This is a genomic window from Tychonema sp. LEGE 07196 (genome assembly GCF_963890365.1).
In the GTDB taxonomy this organism is placed as follows: Bacteria; Cyanobacteriota; Cyanobacteriia; order Cyanobacteriales; family Microcoleaceae; genus Microcoleus.
Map to the genome: position 1 here is coordinate 42,963 of NZ_CAWPRX010000036.1, position 20,509 is coordinate 63,471.

Consider the following 20,509-nt stretch of genomic DNA (forward strand, 5'->3'; position numbering starts at 1 on the left):
CGATCGGGGGAGAGAGAAAGAATTCCCAATTACCGATTACCGATTACAATTTTTTAGATTTTGTGGATGCGATCGAGCAACCAAAGGGATCCGACAATTCCGACAAAGTGGGCCACCGTGGCGTGAGTATTTGCCAATACCACAAATATGTCCAAAGGCTGAATAAATCTGCTGAAATCGACGGCGGCACCGAACAAAGCTTGCGGCTGAGCTAGAGATTTGGCTAAAAGCGTGCCGCTGATGGCTTCTGCACCGATCAGCGTCAGCAGCAGTCCTGACAAATTGCCGATCAAAGTCAACTGAACCTGTTTGATGGTGTCTGCTTTTTTGGGGCGGACAGCGCCTGCGGGCGATCGCAGTTGTTTCGACAAGCGAGTGAAACCCCAAGCGCGAAATACGCTGTAACCAAGAACTGCCAGCCCGCAAATTGCAAAAAATACACCGCCACCGGTGCCGGCACTGGTTGAGCGGGCAGCAGCGGTGGCGCTAGGGATGGCGAAGGGGATGGCAAAGAGCAAAATGATCGCCGCTACCACCGCTAGCACTAACTGCATCCAGAAGCAAATCCAGCCTGCTGTACGAAGGGCAAAGGCAACTCGCTGTACGGCTACAGGAGGCTTATCGGTATCTAACTGATTGGTCATATTTTCAGCGGATATAATTAAGTGGCTTGAGTTAGCAGCAGTTTTTTTTAGCGCGGACGGTTGATGGCGGTTAACCCTCTTTATAATGGAAGCAGAAATGTTTAAGATTTGTAACTGACATTCGATTTCACATTTGAACAGCGTCGATCGCAAGGTATATAAAGCAATGGCACAACTACAACCCACCGTCACTCCCAAACTCGAACAACCAAAGTTTGGCTTTAACAGCTACGCGGAACGCCTTAACGGTCGAGCTGCGATGATCGGTTTTTCCCTAACTGTAATTATCGAGTATGTCACAGGGCAGGGGTTGCTGGCCTGGTTAGGTCTCACCTAATTTTAGCAATGGCGCGGTCAGTCGATTTGAGATTTTAGATACTTCGGCTTCGCTGGCTCACAAGTTTTAGATTTTAGATTTGACTCCACAGATTCATCTGGGAGGAGGAACAAAAGTCTAAAATTTGGGGATTTACCCTGAGCTAGCGTCAGGGGCTGATATCAGTTTGTGGGCCCCTCAGCCTCACAGTTGGTCTGGACTGTCACTCGCAAGGGTGTCACCCTGCTGACCGCGACAACTTCGGGAATTGATTAGAATATTAATTAGAACAGGCCCAGCGACTTGTCAATCGAGAAACATCGGTTTAGAGAATGCAAGAGCTAGCTTTGGGAGCGATATTTCGGGTGAAATTTTGATTTGACAGGCTTGGCAATTTAGCCTCGCTCCCGTACAATTCCCCACAGGGGAGCAGATTAATTTAGGTGAAGCTAGTCTCAGCTAGAAATCCCGATCGCACCGCCCACTCTAAGTTTTAGAGATTGTAAATAAATATAGAACAGAGTAAAACCAAATGAATGCTTCATGGACGCGACTTTTGAGGTCTGCTTACCGTAAAGAGCCAATTACCAGCTTTATTGTGACGGTGGGCGTTGTCGATGCAGCGATCGGCAGCATCGGCGCTAGCGGTTCTTTGTTGGCTTTTGGGCTTGGTACTGCTGGGGTGGCGATGGCCCTCCGCTGGTGGCAAATTTACCGCTCTGGAGCCGAACAATCCGCCCCTGCTACCGAATACTATCTTCCTCCTCAGTCTTCTCGATCTCAGTTACCCACGCTCAACAACGTGTCTAAGAAAAATCCTCCTTATTAAGTCGATCGCGCAATGGCACTCTGGAATGTGGCGATCGACTTTCTAGGGCTGAGGCCGTATCGAGATCTGACCAGAAAAGTCTTTCGCTGCTCGATTTTTGAGGCTTGGTTAATGAATATTTCTGTTGCCGAGAAATTATACCAAATTGGCTCCGTAGCTGCCTGTAGCGGTTTGTCTGTGAAAACTGTTCGCTACTACGAGCAAATGGGCTTGTTGTCTCCGGCGGTAAAACGATCGCCCGCTGGTTATCGGTTGTTTGGCGAGGCAGTATTCAAAAGATTGGCGTTTATTAAACGATCTAAAACTCTGGGTTTGAGCCTTCAGGAGATTAAGGATATTTTACAAGTTCGCGATCGGGGGGACTTGCCTTGCTCTGAAGCAAAACAGCATCTAATTTTGAAGGTAGAGGAAATTTCCGGGCAAATAGCAGCTTTAGAAACTTTGAAAGGGGAGTTGCAAGGTATTCTCAACTGCTGGGAAGAGCAACCCTCGCGCGATCGGATTAGTAGCACGATTTGTCCGAACATTCAGCGGGATTGAGCAACGGCAAAAAGATACAAAAAAAAGGGAAGGAATTATGGGTTTCCTTCCCTTGCTTGGTTGTTTTGTGGTTTGTTTGGTGTTTCGAGCGATCGCTTTGAGCTTTTAACTGTTTTCGCAGAGTTTGCCGTTGCTTTTTGAGCTGTCGAGCACTGGCCGATCCGCCTTTACCTTTGGAGTTTCTGCCCTCGCTGCGAGGAGACTCCCAACTTTTTAGTCTCATGTTGTTGTTTTTTTACACTACTTTTATAATACACCGCCACAATTTCAGTGTCAAGTATTTTTTAGACAGATGTTTGCTAGTATCGATCGTTGACTGATTGGACTTGCTACTTGCTATAGTGATGCTGCGCCTACAAGCGCCCGGAGGCGTGATAGTGCGCGTTGCACACCCTACAATTAAAGTTGTTTGCGGGAAATTATTAATCGAAATATTCCGCCGGAATTGCAGCATCGGTAAAAATTGGCAAAGTATCCCAATTGTTTACCCATTCCGGCAATTGCGCTACTTTTTTGAGCTGAAGCGACAATTCTATTAAGGAAAATTCTAAATTATAAAAATCTTGAATAATTTCTGCTTTCAAAAAGATTTCATTTTGAGTTAAATCGGGAGCGTTAGTCGCGATCGCAATGGTGTTACCCTGGTCTAAATTGAATAAATAAACTTGTGCGAACACACTTTGAAGAGTTTTCACCGCCGCCGCATTAAACTTTTGCTTGTGGAACAAATTGACAACTACAGCACCCGCGCTTGACAAACGAGTTTTGCAGAGTTGGTAAAATTCTTGTGTCACCAATTTATAAGGCATATAGCCGCTACCAAAACCAGCATCCACAAGAATTATATCATTTTTTATGGTGGTATTTTGTTCGGCAAGATATTCGCGACCATCTAGAATGGTTACTTTTAGTTTATCGTCTAATTGAATTCCAAAAAACTTTTGAGCGACTTCGACTACTATGGGGTCAATATCTGTACATTCGACGATCGCATCAGGGAAATAGTGGTGAAAATAGTTGGGAATGCTGCCACCGCCAAAGCCGATTATATATATTTTTTGGGGTGAATTTTTCCAGACTAATGCTAGCATCATTGCTCTGGCATAGGGAAAGATTAAATTTAGTGGATTGTTGAGATCTAGAATTGACCGAATACTATCTTCCTCCTCAGTCTTCTCGATCTCAGTTACCCACGCTCAACAACGTGTCTAAGAAAAATCCTCCTTATTAAGTCGATCGCGCAATGGCACTCTGGAATGTGGCGATCGACTTTCTAGGGCTGAGGCCGTATCGAGATCTGACCAGAAAAGTCTTTCGCTGCTCGATTTTTGAGGCTTGGTTAATGAATATTTCTGTTGCCGAGAAATTATACCAAATTGGCTCCGTAGCTGCCTGTAGCGGTTTGTCTGTGAAAACTGTTCGCTACTACGAGCAAATGGGCTTGTTGTCTCCGGCGGTAAAACGATCGCCCGCTGGTTATCGGTTGTTTGGCGAGGCAGTATTCAAAAGATTGGCGTTTATTAAACGATCTAAAACTCTGGGTTTGAGCCTTCAGGAGATTAAGGATATTTTACAAGTTCGCGATCGGGGGGACTTGCCTTGCTCTGAAGCAAAACAGCATCTAATTTTGAAGGTAGAGGAAATTTCCGGGCAAATAGCAGCTTTAGAAACTTTGAAAGGGGAGTTGCAAGGTATTCTCAACTACTGGGAAGAGCAACCCTCGCGCGATCGGATTAGTAGCACGATTTGTCCGAACATTCAGCGGGATTGAGCAACGGCAAAAAGATACAAAAAAAAGGGAAGGAATTATGGGTTTCCTTCCCTTGCTTGGTTGTTTTGTGGTTTGTTTGGTGTTTCGAGCGATCGCTTTGAGCTTTTAACTGTTTTCGCAGAGTTTGCCGTTGCTTTTTGAGCTGTCGAGCCCTGGCCGATCCGCCTTTACCTTTGGAGTTTCTGCCCTCGCTGCGAGGAGACTCCCAACTTTTTAGTCTCATGTTGTTGTTTTTTTACACTACTTTTATAATACACCGCCACAATTTCAGTGTCAAGTATTTTTTAGACAGATGTTTGCTAGTATCGATCGTTGACTGATTGGACTTGCTACTTGCTATAGTGATGCTGCGCCTACAAGCGCCCGGAGGCGTGATAGTGCGCGTTGCACACCCTACAATTAAAGTTGTTTGCGGGAAATTATTAATCGAAATATTCCGCCGGAATTGCAGCATCGGTAAAAATTGGCAAAGTATCCCAATTGTTTACCCATTCCGGCAATTGCGCTACTTTTTTGAGCTGAAGCGACAATTCTATTAAGGAAAATTCTAAATTATAAAAATCTTGAATAATTTCTGCTTTCAAAAAGATTTCATTTTGAGTTAAATCGGGAGCGTTAGTCGCGATCGCAATGGTGTTACCCTGGTCTAAATTGAATAAATAAACTTGTGCGAACACACTTTGAAGAGTTTTCACCGCCGCCGCATTAAACTTTTGCTTGTGGAACAAATTGACAACTACAGCACCCGCGCTTGACAAACGAGTTTTGCAGAGTTGGTAAAATTCTTGTGTCACCAATTTATAAGGCATATAGCCGCTACCAAAACCAGCATCCACAAGAATTATATCATTTTTTATGGTGGTATTTTGTTCGGCAAGATATTCGCGACCATCTAGAATGGTTACTTTTAGTTTATCGTCTAATTGAATTCCAAAAAACTTTTGAGCGACTTCGACTACTATGGGGTCAATATCTGTACATTCGACGATCGCATCAGGGAAATAGTGGTGAAAATAGTTGGGAATGCTGCCACCGCCAAAGCCGATTATATATATTTTTTGGGGTGAATTTTTCCAGACTAATGCTAGCATCATTGCTCTGGCATAGGGAAAGATTAAATTTAGTGGATTGTTGAGATCTAGAATTGATTGAGCTACCTTGGTGGTGAAGGTTTCTGTGTCTGCTAAAAGTAGGAGTAGGAATGATTTAATCTTTTTGACTGCTATGCAGTTTTCGCCATAATTTTGTTGAAATAGAGTGCCGTCTGGTTGTTGCTGCAGCCAATTGATTTGTTTGCGAATAGCTGCAACTTTGCTATTTTGCCGATCGCCTAAATAATCACTCATACGATTTTAGATTTTAGATTTTAGATTGGGGAATCACTGATGACTATCATGGTTGGGAGCCGACCTACAGTTTCATTCTTTTTGGGAAGTGGTATCAAATCTAAAATCTTAAATCTCTCTTCTCACATTTAATCATTTCAAACTTAATAATAGCGCAATTCCTGCGATCGCCCCAACGACCCCCAAAACTGCCCGAAAGCTGACTTTTTCGCCTGCTACCACGGCTAAAGGCAGTACAAATAGGGGACTGGCAGAACTGAGTGTTTGAGCAATTGCTGCGGGCGCATATTTCAGCGAAGTTTGTTGCAGGAAAATTCCGAGATAGGTTCCTAAAAAAGCTGCTAAAATTATTGCACCTAATATTTTTGGCGCTTTTAATTGTTTGCAAGTTCCAAGGTTTTTTGGGTTTAAAAAGCATAGCATGACTGCAATTCCCCCGCTCAAACGCAAAGCCACTGTCCATAAGGGATCGATATCTATTTGATTGAATGCAGCGCGAGATAAAACTGCTCCGGCGGCGTGGGCTGTTTGTCCTAATAAACTAATACCTAATCCCAGCCAAAGATGTTTTGATGGTAAGGTGGTTTCGGCTGTTCGTTCTGAAATTACCCAAGCTACGCCGCAGATGGTTAAAAGTATGCCTGTACAAGCAATGGGCGATAGCTTTTCTTGCAAAAATAGGAAGCCGAGTAAAGCAGTTAAGGGGGGAGATAGGGTTTCTAAAAGCAGCGCTCGCCTCGCACCTAAATATTTTAAGACGACAAACCAAGCAGTGTCTCCGAGGCCAATTCCTAAGGCGCCGCTGATCAGCAGCATTGCTAAAATATTGGAGTTGACGGCGGGGAAGGATTTTCCTAAGATTAGTACAGTGACTAAAAGCATGAAAAGGGCGATCGCGCCTTTGAGGAAGTTTAGCACCACTGCGGGGATTTGCTGTCCTACTCGCTGCCAGATTGTGGAAGATAAAGCCCAGACAAATGCAGCACCTAAAGCGGCGATTTCACCCATAAAATTTGTTGATTTTTGACTGTTGATTTTTGACTGTTAAGAGGGCGGGCACGGGGGCACCGCCCCTACGGACTGTTGACTGTTGACTGTTGACTGTTGACTGTTAACTGTTAACTGTTAACTGTTAACTGTTAACTGTTGTCATTAGTTACCGATGCCCAATGCCCGATGCCCAATTCCCAATTCCCAATTCCCAATTCCCAATTCCCAATTCCCAATTCCCAATTCCCAATTCCCAATTCCCAATTCCCAACATAAATTAGGGCTCCAGACTTATCATCTGAAACCCTATATTTATTAAGCTTTTTTATTAGTGGGCAGGGAGAGAATCGAACTCTCATACCGTAAGGTGTCAGATTTTGAGTCTGATGCGTCTACCAATTTCGCCACCCGCCCTTTTTATCGGTTTCACCATCATAAAGCGCCGATCGATTTTTGTCAAGCAAAGATTCATAATCTTTTGAACTTGCCCAGCGATCGATCTCTCTGGCGCGCAATACTGGTACAGGATGCGACAACTGAGCCGTTTGAGCTTGTTTGAGCATTTCTCCCAGTTCCGTGCTGCTGAGGTCATCGTAGGCTCGCGCCTGGGCCAAAAACTCATCGACATTCAGTTTTGGAGCTAAAGTCGGCGAACCTCCTGCCAGTTTCATCAACAACGATGCTACCACTCTTGGGTCTTGGGTGGCGAGCAAGGCGGCGCGATCGCACGTAAATTCTGCACAACGCAACCATTCCAACATTTGCGCCTGCAAACCCTGAGCGAGTACGGTTCCCAGAGGGGAAATTTGACCGGCGGCCAATACAATTAAATTAGCCAGAGTCAGGTAAACTCCGTGTTCGCACTTCAAATGCCCCAACTCGTGAGCGATTACTGCTTTAACTTCTTCGTCTGTGAGCAAATCAATCAGCGAAGTGTGCATCACCACAAAAGGCTGTTTTCCCCGCATCGCAAAGGTGTAAGCATTCGGCATCGGATGCTGGCGGACATAAAGCTGCGGCACCTCCAAATCCAGAGTTTTGCAGGCATCCAACAGCAATTGATGCAGGTGCGGCAATTGATTTTCGCCGACTTGGACGCTGGAAGCCAGATTTTCGAGCCTGAAAAACTGTTCGCCAAGTTGTCCCAGCAACTGCCGCACAATCAAATCTAGTCCGGGGAGTTGTTTGAGAGAGTTGGTGGCTGCCAAGTCTAGCGGGTGGCGAAACTGGTCTGCTTTTAAACCTCGGAGCGGTATGTTTGACATTTTAGTTGTGAGTCATTAGTCATTGGTCATTAGTCATTAGTCATTAGTCATTGGTCATTAGCAATACTTCGGACAGTTTGAGTTTTTGATGGCAAACAGTAGAATCAGGACGACCGGGCAATATGTCGGCATTGGATAACGCTGACTACATACTCCAAACCTAAGTTCAACTGTGTGGACTTGTGACCTCAGAAACCCGGTTTCTTGCGTAATTTGTCGTCACTAAATACAAAACTTGTAGAAACCGGGTTTCTCGCCTCTGGGCGCGGACAATCAAACTGTCGCTACGTATTGATTAGTCATTGGTCATTAAAAAAGATTGAATTTTTTTTCTTCTTCCTACTGACTAATGACTAATAACTAATGACTGCTGACTAATGACTGCTGACTAACTAACAGTTTAAGCTCGATCGCACGGGATTGACAGGAGCCTCAGCCTTAGTTTGGTCTTCTCCCTCCTTGAGACGCCGCATTTTCGCTCCCAATTTTTGCAGCTTCACCTCCAATTGCTCGTAGCCGCGGTCTAAATGCTGCAAGCTGCTGATTGTGGTTACGCCGTCGGCTGCAAGTCCCGCCACCACCAAAGCCGCTGAAGCCCGCAAATCTGTTGCTACTACCGGCGCTCCTGAGAGCATCGAGACTCCGCGCACTACGGCGACATTGCCTTTAACGCGAATGTCTGCGCCCATGCGGTTGAGTTCTGCTACGTGGCGCAAGCGGTTCTCAAATACTGTTTCTTTGATGATGCTGTCTCCTTCGCTCAGAGTCAGCAAAGCCATAAACTGAGCTTGCATATCTGTGGGGAAACCAGGATAAGGCAAAGTTTCGATGTCTGTGGCGGTGTGGATTTTGCCGGGAATTATTCGCAGAATGTCGGGGGATTCGGCAATAATTTTCGCCCCCATTGTCTGCAATTTGGCAATCACTGCAGTCAGGTGGTCGGGAATGACCGGCGACAAACTGATTTCTGAGTGGGTGATGGCTCCTGCGATTAAAAATGTTCCGGCTTCGATGCGATCGGGAATAATTGAATAGTCTACCGCGTGCAGTCTCGGAACTCCCGAAATGACGATCGTATTTGTACCTGCGCCTTGAATTTTGGCTCCCATCGCGCGGCAGAAATTTGCCAAATCGATGACTTCCGGCTCTTGGGCCGCATTTTCAAGGACGGTTTCTCCTTCGGCCAGAGTCGCCGCCATCATCAAAGTTTCGGTTGCGCCGACGCTGGGGTAGTCCAAATAAATTTTGGCTCCTTTGAGACGGCGGTTGGGCCCTTTGACATAAGCGTGAACAGTACCGTGGTCGATGTGGACTTCAGCGCCTAGGGCTTGCAGGCCGCGAACGTGGAGTTCTACAGGCCGCGCGCCGATGGCGCAACCTCCGGGTAAAGGCACTTTAGCAAATCCCAAACGGGCTAGCAGTGGCCCGATGATGAAAAAGCTCGCCCGCAGTTGGCTGACTAATTCGTAGGGGGCTTGAGCGTCTATGAGGTGGCTGGCGTTGATGTCTAGAACGTCGCCATTTTGCTCTAATTTGACTCCTACAGCCGAGAGAATTTGCCTCATGCGGGCGACGTCGGCTAGACCGGGAACGTTGCGGAGACGGCAATCGTCGGGGCACAGTATCGCTCCCGCCATGACGACTAAGGCTGAGTTTTTCGCGCCGCTGATTTTGACGTGTCCTTTCAAGGGCTGGCGACCCCAAATTTGTAATAATTCTTGGTCGCTTTCGGGTGAAGCTGACAGGTTAGACGAGTTCTGAGCTGGTGTAATGGGTTTGCCCTCCATATGTGGTTTGTTACTTTATACATTATTAATTTTGGTTCGATTTTACCGGAAAGTTTTTAGATGTCCAGGGGGTATGTTAGAAATTTCAGGTATGTTTTTTACTGGGATTCCCTAGGGGCATGGATTTCAGGTAAGACCGCACAAATAATCTCGATCGATCGTAATTTAATTATTTGTATCAAAGTTGACTTGAGGTGGCTTTCGGTGTGGTTGCAAATGTGACACCGTTCTCAACCAGTTTTTTGGGTAGCGCGTGACTGGGGTTGTTGACAAAAGTCTCAACAACCTGTTCGATCGACAATGCTGGAAAATTAACATATTGTCGATCGCACCAATGCCTGTGTTACTCTGTGACAACAACCTAGATAGAGCCAAAGCTAGTCCTAGCATATGGTTCACATTAAACGGATCGAACTAACTAACTTTAAATCTTTTGGCGGCACAACGTCCATTCCCGTGCTGCCAGGTTTTACCGTGGTTTCCGGGCCCAACGGTTCTGGGAAGTCCAATATCCTCGATGCTTTGCTGTTTTGTCTGGGACTTTCGACTTCTAAGGGAATGCGCGCCGAACGTTTGCCAGATTTGGTAAACAGCGGCCAAAACAAGCGCGGTACCATCGAAACTAGCGTGACTGCGACTTTTGCGCTGGAAGATGTGGGCGATGAATGGTTCACCCAAGCTGAAGATGAAGATGGGGAAGAAAATGCAGCGGATGATTTGTCTGTTGAGTCTGTTGAAGCAACAGACGTAGAAGCAATCGAAATTCCCGAAAGTGAAGACAACAACGGACAATCATCCAATTTAAAATCTCAAATTCAAAATCCCAAATCGCCCGATGATTTATCTGCTGAAGAAGTCGCAGAAATTGAAATTGCGGCAAATCAAAACAACGGACAATCATCCAATCTAAAATCTAAAATCCAAAATCTAAAATCGGATGAATGGAGCGTAACGCGCCGACTCCGAGTAACTCGTCAAGGAACTTACACTTCAACTTATTACATTAATGGCGCACCTTGCACGCTGACTCAACTCCACGAACAACTAAACCGCTTGCGGATTTATCCCGAAGGTTATAATGTTGTTTTGCAAGGAGACGTTACTAGCATTATTTCGATGAATGCTAAGGAACGACGAGAAATTATTGACGAATTGGCGGGAGTGGCTCAGTTCGATCGCAAAATATCCTTAGCTAGGCAAAAGTTGGATGAAGTTAAGGATGTGGAAGAACGCAGCCAAATTGTGGAAAAAGAGCTGATTTCTCAGCGCGACAGGCTGGCTTCCGATCGCACAAAAGCGGAAAAATATCAAAGGTTGCGGGCAGAATTTCAAGAAAAGTCGCAGTGGGAAATTGTGCTGAGATTCCGCCAGTTGCAAAAGCAAGAATGGAAACTGCGGGAACAAATCGAATCGGGCGATCGCAATATTGCTTCTCTCACCGAACAACTGGAAACAATTAGCACCCAAATTCAAGAATCAACTGCCGAACTTGACGCGCTAAATGCCCGCGTTAAAGCTTTGGGTGAGTCGGAATTGTTGGCTTTGCAAGCAAGTATTGCGACTCAGGAAGCCCAGCGGGGACAATTGCAAAACCGCCAACAGGATTTGGAAGCAACCGCCGGACAAATGGCGGCCAATATAGCACAAACTGAGGAAGAAGTTCGACAATTTCGGCAAAGTTTGGAGCAAATTGAGGTTGAAATATCTTATATTCAGTCTCAAATAGGAGTTTTGGAGGAACAGCGAGACGCAGCGCGGGAAAATTTAGATCGGAATAGAGATGTTGCAAATGCGATCGCCTCTACTGCAGAAGCTTGGGTGCAGCAGCAAACGGAACTGCACCGCCAAATCGAAACTATTCAACAAACTTTGGAACCCCAGCGTACAGAACAAGCTACTATTGGCGAAAGAGCCGATCGCCTGCAAAACCAAATTCAAGAACAAAACCAATCGCTGCAACTATTGGAACAGGAAATTGCAGGCAAAAAAAATCAGCAATCCCTACTTGTGGAAACCAAAAATCTGGCATCTTTGCAAGTAGAATCGCTGAATCAGATTTTAGTTGAATCCGAACAAGAATTGCAACTGCAACAGGAAACTCAAACTCGCTTGCTGGAAGAACAGCGCGAAAGACAGCGCAAGTTAGACAAGCTAGAAGTGCAGTTTCAAGCATTGCAAGAAGCGACAGGCACGTTTACTGCAAAAATTATCGCGCAAAGCGGAATTGGCGGAGTTTGTGGCTTGGTGGCTCAACTGGGCAGGGTGGATCCGCGCTTTCAGTTGGCGCTGGAAATTGCTGCAGGCGGCCGTATGGGTAATATGGTGGTGGAAAATGACGGTGTGGGGGCTGCGGCGATCGAATTGTTGAAGCAAAAACGGGCGGGACGGATGACGTTTTTGCCTTTGAATAAGATTCGAGGCGGCCGGTTTTCGGTGAATGAAAATTTGCGGCGCGCGGCGGGGTTTGTGGATGCGGCGGTGAATTTGATTGATTGCGATTCGCGCTATCAGGAAATTTTTGCTTACGTTTTTGGCAGTACGGTTGTGTTTAGCAATCTGGGCGACGCGCGCCGCTATTTGGGACAGTACCGGATTGTTACTTTGGATGGGGAAATTCTGGAAACTAGCGGGGCGATGACTGGGGGAAGTTCTAGTAATAGGTCAACTTTGCATTTTGGCACGGTTGATGCTAGTGTGGCGGCGGATGAAGCCCGGACGATCGCCTTTTTGCAAGAACGTCTAGAGGAAATTGAGCGGATTTTGGAACGGTGCAAAATTGCGATCGATCGCGCTGCTGTTGCTGTCAAAACTCGCAGCCAAGAATTGATGGAGGCGAAACAGAATTTACGCGAAAATCAGTTGCGGTGGGAACAGTTGGATTCGGAAATTAAGAAGTTGCAAGCGCAGCAGGAACAAGTGCGATCGCAAATTGCTAAAAATACTCAGGAATTAACTGATTCGCAGTCGAGATTGCAGTTGTTGGAGAGGGAATTGCCCGTCCAAGAAACTCAATTGCAGCAGTACCGCCAAACTTTGGCGCAGTTGGAAGAGTCCAACAGTCACAGCGAATGGCAGCAAATGCAGTCGGGTTTGCGCGCGCAAGAAGCCGAACTGCAAGAGCGAGAATTGGCTCTCAGAACCGCCCAGCAGCGCCAAGGAGACCTGAAAAATCAATTCGGGCGTTTGGAAGAGAAAATTAAGGAAGGCAGCGAGAAATTGCAGGAATGGCAAGTGCAGCAAAATGCGGGGGCGGATGCGATCGCTGCTATTGTTTCGCAGCAGTTGGAACTCGATCGCCAAATTGCTGAATCTAAGGCTGCTTTGGCTCAAATTGAGGAAAAGTTGGGGGTGGAAAAGGGCGATCGCGATCGGGCAGAATCTCAATTGCGAGAGCAGCATTTAGCCAAACAACAGTTACAGTGGCAGTTGCAAAAACTCCACGAAACCCAGCAAGAACGCCGGGAACAATTAGCGGCCGCCCGCACTCTCTTGGAGGCGCAGCGGGCGGAAATGCCCGATCCGGTGCCGTCAATTCCCGAAGATGTTGAGAAAGCCAATTTGACTGAATTGCAGCAGGAAGTAAAGGCGCTCGCCAAACGCATTCAAGCCCTAGAACCTGTGAATATGCTAGCCCTCTCAGAGTACAACCGCACTCAAGAACGCCTCCAAGAATTGAGTCAAAAATTGACGACATTGGCCGGAGAACGCACTGAACTGCTGTTGAGAATTGAAAACTTTACCACGCTGAGGCGGCGCGCTTTTAAAGAAGCTTTTGATGCTGTTAACGAAAACTTCCAGACTATCTTTGCGGAACTTTCCGAAGGGGACGGGTATCTTCAGCTAGATGACCAGGAAGACCCCTTCAGCAGCGGTTTGAATTTGGTCGCTCACCCGAAGGGGAAACCGGTACAGCGGCTGGCTTCTATGTCGGGAGGCGAAAAATCGCTGACGGCGCTGAGTTTTATTTTTGCGCTGCAACGCTACCGCCCGTCTACGTTCTACGCTTTTGATGAGGTGGATATGTTTCTGGATGGGGCAAATGTGGAGCGATTAGCTAGAATGATAAAACGACAGTCCGAACAAGCCCAGTTTATTGTTGTGAGTTTGCGGCGACCTATGATTCAATCAGCAGAGCGTACAATTGGTGTTACTCAAGCGCGGGGAGCTTATACTCAAGTCATAGGACTTAAGTTGTAGTCTCAGTGTCTCAGTCGATGACCGCACCCAAAAACGGATACCGTGCGCCCGACACTCCGAAGTTGAGAGATCGAAATTTTAGAGTAAGGTTCAATCTCCCAGATTCAAGGCGAGAGTAAATCTAAAATCTAAAATCTAAAATCTAAAATCGACCGACGGTGTTCAGTGATATATATACTTGATAAATCAGGATTAAACTTATAATGACATCCGAACAAATCTGCCAACGCTCCGATATTCTAGGCACTCAAGTCATCACCCGCGACAGAGGTAAGCGCTTGGGTGTAGTCAGTCAATTGTGGGTGGACATCGATCGGCGAGAGGTTGTGGCGATCGGTCTGCGCGATAATATATTCGCAGTCGCTGGAATGCCGCGGTTTATGTTCCTCAGCAATGTTAGCGAAATCGGCGACGTGCTGTTGGTGGAAGATGAAAGCGCGATCGAAGATGATGTTGATGTTGAAATCTACAGCATTTTGATTAACAGCGAAGTTATTACCGAAACCGGCGAACTTTTGGGTAGAGTGCGCGGCTTTAGGTTCGACCCCGAAGACGGTAAGTTAGTTTCTATCATCATCGCTTCCCTAGGAATCCCCCAAATCCCCGACCAAGTTCTCAGCACTTACGAGTTAGGGATTGAAGAAATTGTCAGCAGCGGCCCGAACCGCTTGATTGTGTTTGAAGGTTCCGAAGAAAGGCTCAGGCAGCTTAGCGTAGGTTTGCTAGAGCGCGTAGGTTTGGGCCAAGCACCTTGGGAACGCGAAGAGGACGAGCAAGGGTATTATCCGAAACCCGTTGCTACGGAATATCAATTAGGGCCGGGCGTGCGGATACCTGCACCGGAAATGCGTAGCAAGGTAGCTGCACCTGCATTGGAGGAAGTTCCTTGGGACGACGATTCGCAGTGGAACCGGCCGCCGGTGCGACAGCAGATGCGCGCAGTAGTACAACCCCAGTCGGCGATCGACGATTATGAGGATTACGAAGAAGATAATTGGGGCGGCGAAGACGATTACGAAGAAGAAGAGTACGAACAAAAGCAGTACCTTCGCCCGGAGATTTCTCGCCCGAAGCAGCCTGTGGTTGAGTACGAGTATGAAGATGATGTGGAGGCCGATGCTTGGGCTGACGATGAAGCACCGAAGCCTTACAATGCTCCTCGGGTAAATATCCCTGAAAAAACTAAGACTCCTGAGTACGAGGAGGAAGCGAATTATTAGAACTCACCACAGAAGTAGTAACACACCGGTTTTAACCGGTGGCTACAGATATGGCAATCCTTGCAGGATTTGCACATATCTAGGCGTAGTGGATGGTGCCGGCCTACCCCCATTTCTTCCTGGTAACGAGTAGCCACCATCTAATATCATTTTTTCAAAGATGTGGTATAGATGAAATCTTAGCCCCCCCTTACTAAGGGGGGGTTGGGGGGGTAATATCTAGCGCTACTTTATGAAATTGGCATAATATCATGTTCGGTTGATTATCATAACAAAAACGGTTCGTAGTGCGGATTCGCATTCCGCACTACGAACCTTAATGCAGTTAATCGATCGGACATAATATAAAACATGAAAAAAGGCAGACTCAAAAATTTTACATTCCGATTAATAACCTATCTAATTTTTCCAATATTGATATCTGCAACCAGCGCTGAAATTGTCTTGCGAGTTGCCGGATACAAACCCTGGCAAATAGAAAATGTCAATGTGGCGGTGGAACCGAAAGGTAACTTTTTCACTAAAGATTCGCAACTCGGTTACAAGCATTTACCCGGAAAATTCAAAGTCACGCTTAACGGCAATTACTCGTTTAATGCCACTCATCTCAATAATAGTTTAAGAATAACACACCCGCTCAACACCTACAATCAATCGTCAACCAAGCCGGAAATTTGGATATTTGGCTGTTCTTTTACCTACGGTTGGTCATTGAATGACAGCGAAACTTATGCGTGGTTGTTACAAGAAAAATTACCTAAATATGAAATAGTAAATTTTGGCGTTAACGGCTACGGCACGCTGCACTCGTTTATTCAATTTAAAGAAGCACTAAAGCAAGGAAATAAACCCAAAATTGCCGTAATTGCCTATGCCGGATTTCACGATAGGCGCAATACTTTATTGAGGGCGAGAAGCAAACAAATGGTTGCTTGGAATAAACTCGGCATTCTGTTGCAGCCCGATGCTAGGCTGAATGGAGAAAATAATTTTACCTACAGCATGAAAAAACTTGAATATCGCGAGTGGCCGCTAATGCGAGTTTCCGCCTTAGTAAATTTGCTGGAGGTTAATTACGATCAATTTGAGGAACAATTGTACAAAAGTCACGATGTTTCTAAGGCAATTATTGAAGAATTTAACCGAGTGGCTAAGGCTAATAATATTAAGTTAGTTGTTGCGGGAATTAATGCGGGTTCTGCTAAGATGTTGGATGAGTTAAGTCAGGAGGGAATTGCGACGGTAGATATTTCGGTAGATTTGAAAGTACCGGGAAATAATAATTTACCCCATGATATTCATCCGAGTGCGAGGGCGAACCGGCAATATGCGGAAAAGTTGGATGTTTTTTTGCAAGAGTTAATGAACCGCGAAGGCGCGAAGGGCGCTAAGGAAGAATGAGGAAGTTTTGGAGTTAATTAGGTTTTTTAGAGTGATGGAAATATTTGATTTTAAGTTGCGTCGCAAGTTTCTGATTGATGGACTTTTTCTGTTTTTAGTTGTTCTGGTAACAGTTGGAGTAACGTCAATTTATGTATCTACCGAACGTACTTTTTATTGGTGGGATTACGCGGGATACAACACCGCTACAGTTAACACGGCTAATTTGTTTCGAGACTCGCCGGATAGAGCGTGGCGCGGAGTTATAGAGTCGCTTTCTAAGGAAAAAAATCTGTCTGTCGCGCTGCCGCTATTGCCGTTTATTCTCTTGTTTGGCGATTCTCGTTTGAGTTATATTCTCAGCGTTTCGCTGATTTATGTACTGCCGTTTCGTTTGTTGCTGGGGGCAATTTCTGCACAGCTAATTCCAGTTTATCCGCGCCGGGTTTTTTGGTCAACTGTATTGCTGAGTTTATTGATTCCGATGAGTTGGATTCCGACTTTGCGGGGATATTTGGATACTGGCGGCTGCGTATTTGTAGGGTTGGCAATTTGGATTTATTTGCAGGATGCTCGACTAAAATCTTGGTGGAAAGTTCCGTTAATAGGGTTTTTTTTGGGGACGGCGATTTTGTTTCGCAGACATTTTGCTTATAGTGCGATCGCCTTTTTGGGTGCGGCTAGTTTACAGGCTTTTTTCGAGTTTTTCGTACTAAAATACCGCAACAAAACGGCGCTTAAATACCGATTTTTGCTCGAACCGGGCATCAAATTGGGTTTGATAGCTGCGACTATTTTGACTTTTTTAATGTTGGTAGCGGGAGATTTTACTCGCAGTGCTCTGACAGTGAATTATGGGAATTTATATGTGGCTTGGAGTTTGCCGGTTAATGATATTTTAATTCGTTATGGGTCTTTTTACGGTTTGGGAACTTGGCTGCTGGTACTGATTGGTTTTTCGGCGGGGATTCTGAGGCGGATTCTGGTGCCTGGGGCGGCTGTTTTTGTTTGTTTGTTTGGGGTTTTGTCGCTGGTTGAATGGTTGTTAATCTTGCGTTACGGCTACTTGCACTATACAATTCACGTGACACCGATCGCACTTTTAGGAATATCCACATTTTTCTGGACAATTTGGCTGACACTTAAGGGAAAAGTCCGCTATTTGATGCTGGGCGCGGCGGGTTTTTATCTGATTGTGAATGCAGCCGTCGGGTTGATTCCTGTCAAGGTTGATTTGTCAAGACTGTTTGTGAGTAATTTTGGGCCGTTAGTGCGATCGGACTACGGCGAAGTTGTAAAATTAGTAGAGTTTCTGCGAAAATTAGCACCGGATGAAGAACCGATTTATATTGCAGGTGCTTCTAACAGTTTTAATGCTAATATACTCAGACAAGCTAATCGGAAATTAAACCCGCCGGAGGGTTGGTGGAAGTTAAACACCATCGGGAGGCCGCAAATTGACTCGCGCGATAGTTACCCGCTACCGGAGTTGTTGCAAGCGCAATATGCGGCGGTTGCTGTGCCTTTTCAGCAGGTGTTACCGACAGACGAACAAGTTTTGCGATCGCACGAACAAGATGTTGTTAAAGTTGTCTGGGATGCTTTTACTCAAAACTGGGAGATTTCCCGCGATTTCCAGTTGTTACCACAACAGTTTAAGTTAGAAAACGGCGTGACTGTCAGCATTTATCGGAGAATTCGTCCGACGGATGCAGCCACAGCAGTTCGCACTTTATACGCGATGCAGCAACAAATAGTCGATCGACCGGGCGGGCAGTTAGATTGGATTAGTTTGCGTCAGTCAATTTACACAAGTGCCAATTATTCAGTCAGTCGAGAATCGGATAACCTATATAAAATTGTAACTCATCCCATTAAAAATAGCACGAAACTCGATACATCTTTTCTGTATTTAGGTGCTATTTCAGACAGGGCGCAAGTTACCGGCAAACTCACTTTACTTAACCAGCAATGCCCCGGAGTTGCCCTGCGCTTGACTTTGTGGGACAAACAAGGTAAGTTGATAGACTCTGCGAAGATGGAGTATGGTGCCAAAAGTGCGATCGATCTAAATCTATTAGTTGAGGGCAAAAATCCAACTTATCTGATGCTTGAAGTATTGAGTAGCGACAAACAGGAATTAACAAAGCAATGCCAGCTAGAAATTAACAATTTATCTGTAAGCAGCAAGCCTAAATAATATCATCTTCCTTGGCTCGAAATGCAATTCCTGCTTAATTCATCAAGAGAGTGCCAAAATCCAAACGGTCGAACCTAATATCTGCTAAAAAAAATCAACTATCAATGCAGAAGCATCAAAAATCCCACAGGTATTTTAATCTATCTCTCTATACTTTTGTCATCATCGGTTCCCTGATGGCAACTGGCTACATTTTTCCCATTGGCGGCAATTTTCCCGAAGTGCCACCAATTGAATTTATGCTAAATCCTGAACTGTACAAAAACGATTATTACGTTCAGGAAATGGTTAAGTTTAATCCCCGATACTACTATTATTATATCATCTATTTGCTAGCCAACTTCGGAACCAGCATTCCCCTAGCGCATTTTATTTATCAATTCCTAGCTTTCGGTTCATTTGTCCTAGCCTGCTACGCAATTATCAAGATTTATACTAATTCCAAACTGCCCGCAGCAGCGATGGCTTTTTTATGTATAGCTGCTTCATTTACAGATGTTGGCAACACCCTGATATTTTCCACCAAATCAGTACCCAGTACCTTCGCGATGGCCTTCGCAATTTGGGGAATCTACTTTAGTTTGCGTCAAAAATGGTTGACAGGATATTTCTTTTTTGGACTAGCTTGTTTGCTGCAATTCTTAGTGGGTTTGTTGCCGGGATTGATGATGGTTCCCGTTTTAGTGATTGAATCTGCAAGACAGCGGAAGATTAAAACGTTGATTTTGTCGATCGCACTTTTAGCCACAATGGCAAGTATAGTATACGTACCCATGTTATTAACAGGTACTACGAGCACTCACACTATCGACAACGCCGAGTTTGTCTTCATTCACGCCCAAGTCCGCAATCCCCACCACATCCTCCCGTCAAGTTGGGCTGTCGGGAATTGGTTCAACTTTATCTGTTTGATGATTGGCGGCTTGCTGTGCATCAAAAAAACAAATTTACTGCCAAAAAAAGACAAAATAAATTTTTACTTAATTCTCGGAACCTCAGTTTTTGCACTGTTCCTAAATTACATATTTGTGGAAGTTTACCCCCAGGCTTTTATTGCCAAACTACAACTAGCTAGAACTGTACCTTTCGCTCAAATAATTATATTTATTGCTGTTGCTTTGACGCTAGATGAAGTTGACCCGCAAAAACAAGTACCTGTTAGCTTGCTGGTACTTTCTGTAATGACTTTGCCTTTTCGAGGTATCATTTTCTTAGGATTCGCAGTTTGGCAAAATAAAAACTACATATTTCCCCAAAAATACAATATATTGTTGTGGATTTTGGCAGCAGGAACGTTTATTTTTAGCTTAACATATCCGCCGACTGATTCATGGGAAATAATAGGCGATCGAATAATCACCCTCCCAGTCTTTTTCTCAATCCTCGCTTTTCCATTCATCCTCCAAAAAACATCATTTGCTACATCTATCAAACAGACTATAACTCATATTTTAGCTTTGCTATCTACTGCAATTTTAGTTCTGGGAGTAGCCGGAATTCTACCAAAGCCCATATTAAATGTATTTCAAACAAGAATTAATATCAATGCCGTTCCCACGGACGATTTAAGCAAATTAGCTTTGCGATTTTTGCAACTTAGCAGCCCAGACGCACTCGTATTAATTCCACCATCAGTTACCAGTTTCCAATTTTTATCCCAAAGAGCGATTGTCGTCAACTTCAAGAACTTTCCTTTTACCGACAAAGGCATCAAACAGTGGAAAAATCGCATGGAAGATATTTTAGGAGTTCCCTTAAACCCGCAAATGATTTGGGGAGGAAATGACTTATTCATCCGCCGCAGCAGTACGGATTTAGTCAAAGTAGCCAGAAAGTATAGCGCAAATTATATCCTGACTCGCAGCGATTGGCATCCAAATATTGACGGAAAAATAGTAGATAGACAAGGTAAATGGATACTGTTTAAAATTAGATAATACTATTCCTTAAAATTTGAAATGAGCAAACAGCAGCGCCTTTTCCCCGCAGATATAAGATATTTATTTAGTCGGCCTTGGGGCCGA

The 20,509-nt window shown here is 45.2% G+C and carries 15 protein-coding genes and 1 tRNA gene; 9 read left to right on the top strand and 7 right to left on the bottom strand.

The genetic code is table 11. The annotated features are described in order from the left end of the window. Window positions 1-53: 53 nt before the first annotated feature. Window positions 54-644 carry a DUF3611 family protein gene (locus AACV78_RS04945; RefSeq protein ID WP_194009062.1) on the bottom strand — a complete coding sequence of 197 codons (591 nt, stop codon included), beginning with the start codon at window positions 642-644 and terminating at the stop codon, window positions 54-56. Window positions 645-810: 166 nt separating this feature from the next. Here AACV78_RS04945 and AACV78_RS04950 point away from each other — a divergent pair, with 166 nt between their 5' ends. From AACV78_RS04950 to AACV78_RS04960, 3 genes are all read left to right on the top strand, one after another. Continuing rightward, the gene (locus AACV78_RS04950) at window positions 811-981 is read left to right on the top strand and encodes a hypothetical protein (RefSeq protein WP_194009063.1); all 171 of its coding nucleotides are present in this window, start codon (window positions 811-813) and stop codon (window positions 979-981) included. Window positions 982-1,492: 511 nt separating this feature from the next. After that, window positions 1,493-1,789 carry a hypothetical protein gene (locus tag AACV78_RS04955; protein WP_194009064.1) on the top strand — a complete coding sequence of 99 codons (297 nt, stop codon included), beginning with the start codon at window positions 1,493-1,495 and terminating at the stop codon, window positions 1,787-1,789. A 111-nt stretch (window positions 1,790-1,900) separates the two neighbouring features. Then, complete coding sequence (locus tag AACV78_RS04960; protein ID WP_194009071.1) at window positions 1,901-2,329, top strand: heavy metal-responsive transcriptional regulator; 429 nt, start codon at window positions 1,901-1,903, stop codon at window positions 2,327-2,329. Between the two features lie 422 nt (window positions 2,330-2,751). Here the strand turns inward: AACV78_RS04960 and AACV78_RS04965 are convergent, their stop codons facing one another. Then, a complete protein-coding gene (locus AACV78_RS04965; protein ID WP_194009072.1) occupies window positions 2,752-3,510 on the bottom strand; it encodes a fused MFS/spermidine synthase in 759 nt (252 codons plus the stop codon). Between the two features lie 161 nt (window positions 3,511-3,671). Here AACV78_RS04965 and AACV78_RS04970 point away from each other — a divergent pair, with 161 nt between their 5' ends. Then, window positions 3,672-4,100 (top strand): heavy metal-responsive transcriptional regulator, encoded by a 429-nt coding sequence (locus AACV78_RS04970; RefSeq protein ID WP_194074273.1) that lies wholly within the window; start codon window positions 3,672-3,674, stop codon window positions 4,098-4,100. A gap of 422 nt (window positions 4,101-4,522) precedes the next feature. On the opposite strand, the gene AACV78_RS04975 is transcribed toward AACV78_RS04970, so the two are convergent. The 5 genes from AACV78_RS04975 to murA all read right to left on the bottom strand — a co-directional run bounded on the left by AACV78_RS04975 (window position 4,523) and on the right by murA (window position 9,488). Next, window positions 4,523-5,446 (bottom strand): spermidine synthase, encoded by a 924-nt coding sequence (locus AACV78_RS04975; RefSeq protein ID WP_194009065.1) that lies wholly within the window; start codon window positions 5,444-5,446, stop codon window positions 4,523-4,525. Window positions 5,447-5,578: 132 nt separating this feature from the next. Then, window positions 5,579-6,454 carry a DMT family transporter gene (locus AACV78_RS04980; protein ID WP_194009066.1) on the bottom strand — a complete coding sequence of 292 codons (876 nt, stop codon included), beginning with the start codon at window positions 6,452-6,454 and terminating at the stop codon, window positions 5,579-5,581. 314 nt (window positions 6,455-6,768) lie between these two features. Further along, a tRNA-Leu gene (locus tag AACV78_RS04985) sits at window positions 6,769-6,850 on the bottom strand. Continuing rightward, window positions 6,829-7,701 (bottom strand): M48 family metallopeptidase, encoded by an 873-nt coding sequence (locus AACV78_RS04990; RefSeq protein ID WP_194009067.1) that lies wholly within the window; start codon window positions 7,699-7,701, stop codon window positions 6,829-6,831. Before AACV78_RS04990 ends, AACV78_RS04985 begins: the two co-directional genes overlap by 22 nt. Before the next feature lie 392 nt (window positions 7,702-8,093). Next, complete coding sequence (murA, locus tag AACV78_RS04995; RefSeq protein WP_194009068.1) at window positions 8,094-9,488, bottom strand: UDP-N-acetylglucosamine 1-carboxyvinyltransferase; 1,395 nt, start codon at window positions 9,486-9,488, stop codon at window positions 8,094-8,096. A gap of 390 nt (window positions 9,489-9,878) precedes the next feature. Here murA and smc point away from each other — a divergent pair, with 390 nt between their 5' ends. The 5 genes from smc (at window position 9,879) to AACV78_RS05020 (ending at window position 20,422) form a co-directional block, all read left to right on the top strand. Then, window positions 9,879-13,685, top strand: coding sequence for a chromosome segregation protein SMC (smc, locus tag AACV78_RS05000; RefSeq protein ID WP_194009069.1), 3,807 nt, complete (start codon window positions 9,879-9,881; stop codon window positions 13,683-13,685). 203 nt (window positions 13,686-13,888) lie between these two features. Further along, the gene (locus tag AACV78_RS05005; protein WP_194009070.1) at window positions 13,889-14,905 is read left to right on the top strand and encodes a PRC-barrel domain-containing protein; all 1,017 of its coding nucleotides are present in this window, start codon (window positions 13,889-13,891) and stop codon (window positions 14,903-14,905) included. Window positions 14,906-15,319: 414 nt separating this feature from the next. Further along, a complete protein-coding gene (locus AACV78_RS05010; RefSeq protein ID WP_228042084.1) occupies window positions 15,320-16,306 on the top strand; it encodes an SGNH/GDSL hydrolase family protein in 987 nt (328 codons plus the stop codon). Between the two features lie 34 nt (window positions 16,307-16,340). Next, window positions 16,341-18,485: a hypothetical protein gene (locus tag AACV78_RS05015; protein ID WP_194009739.1), complete on the top strand. Its 2,145-nt coding sequence runs from the start codon at window positions 16,341-16,343 to the stop codon at window positions 18,483-18,485. A 104-nt stretch (window positions 18,486-18,589) separates the two neighbouring features. Next, window positions 18,590-20,422 (top strand): DUF6798 domain-containing protein, encoded by a 1,833-nt coding sequence (locus AACV78_RS05020; protein WP_194009705.1) that lies wholly within the window; start codon window positions 18,590-18,592, stop codon window positions 20,420-20,422. The last annotated feature ends 87 nt before the right edge of the window (window positions 20,423-20,509 follow it).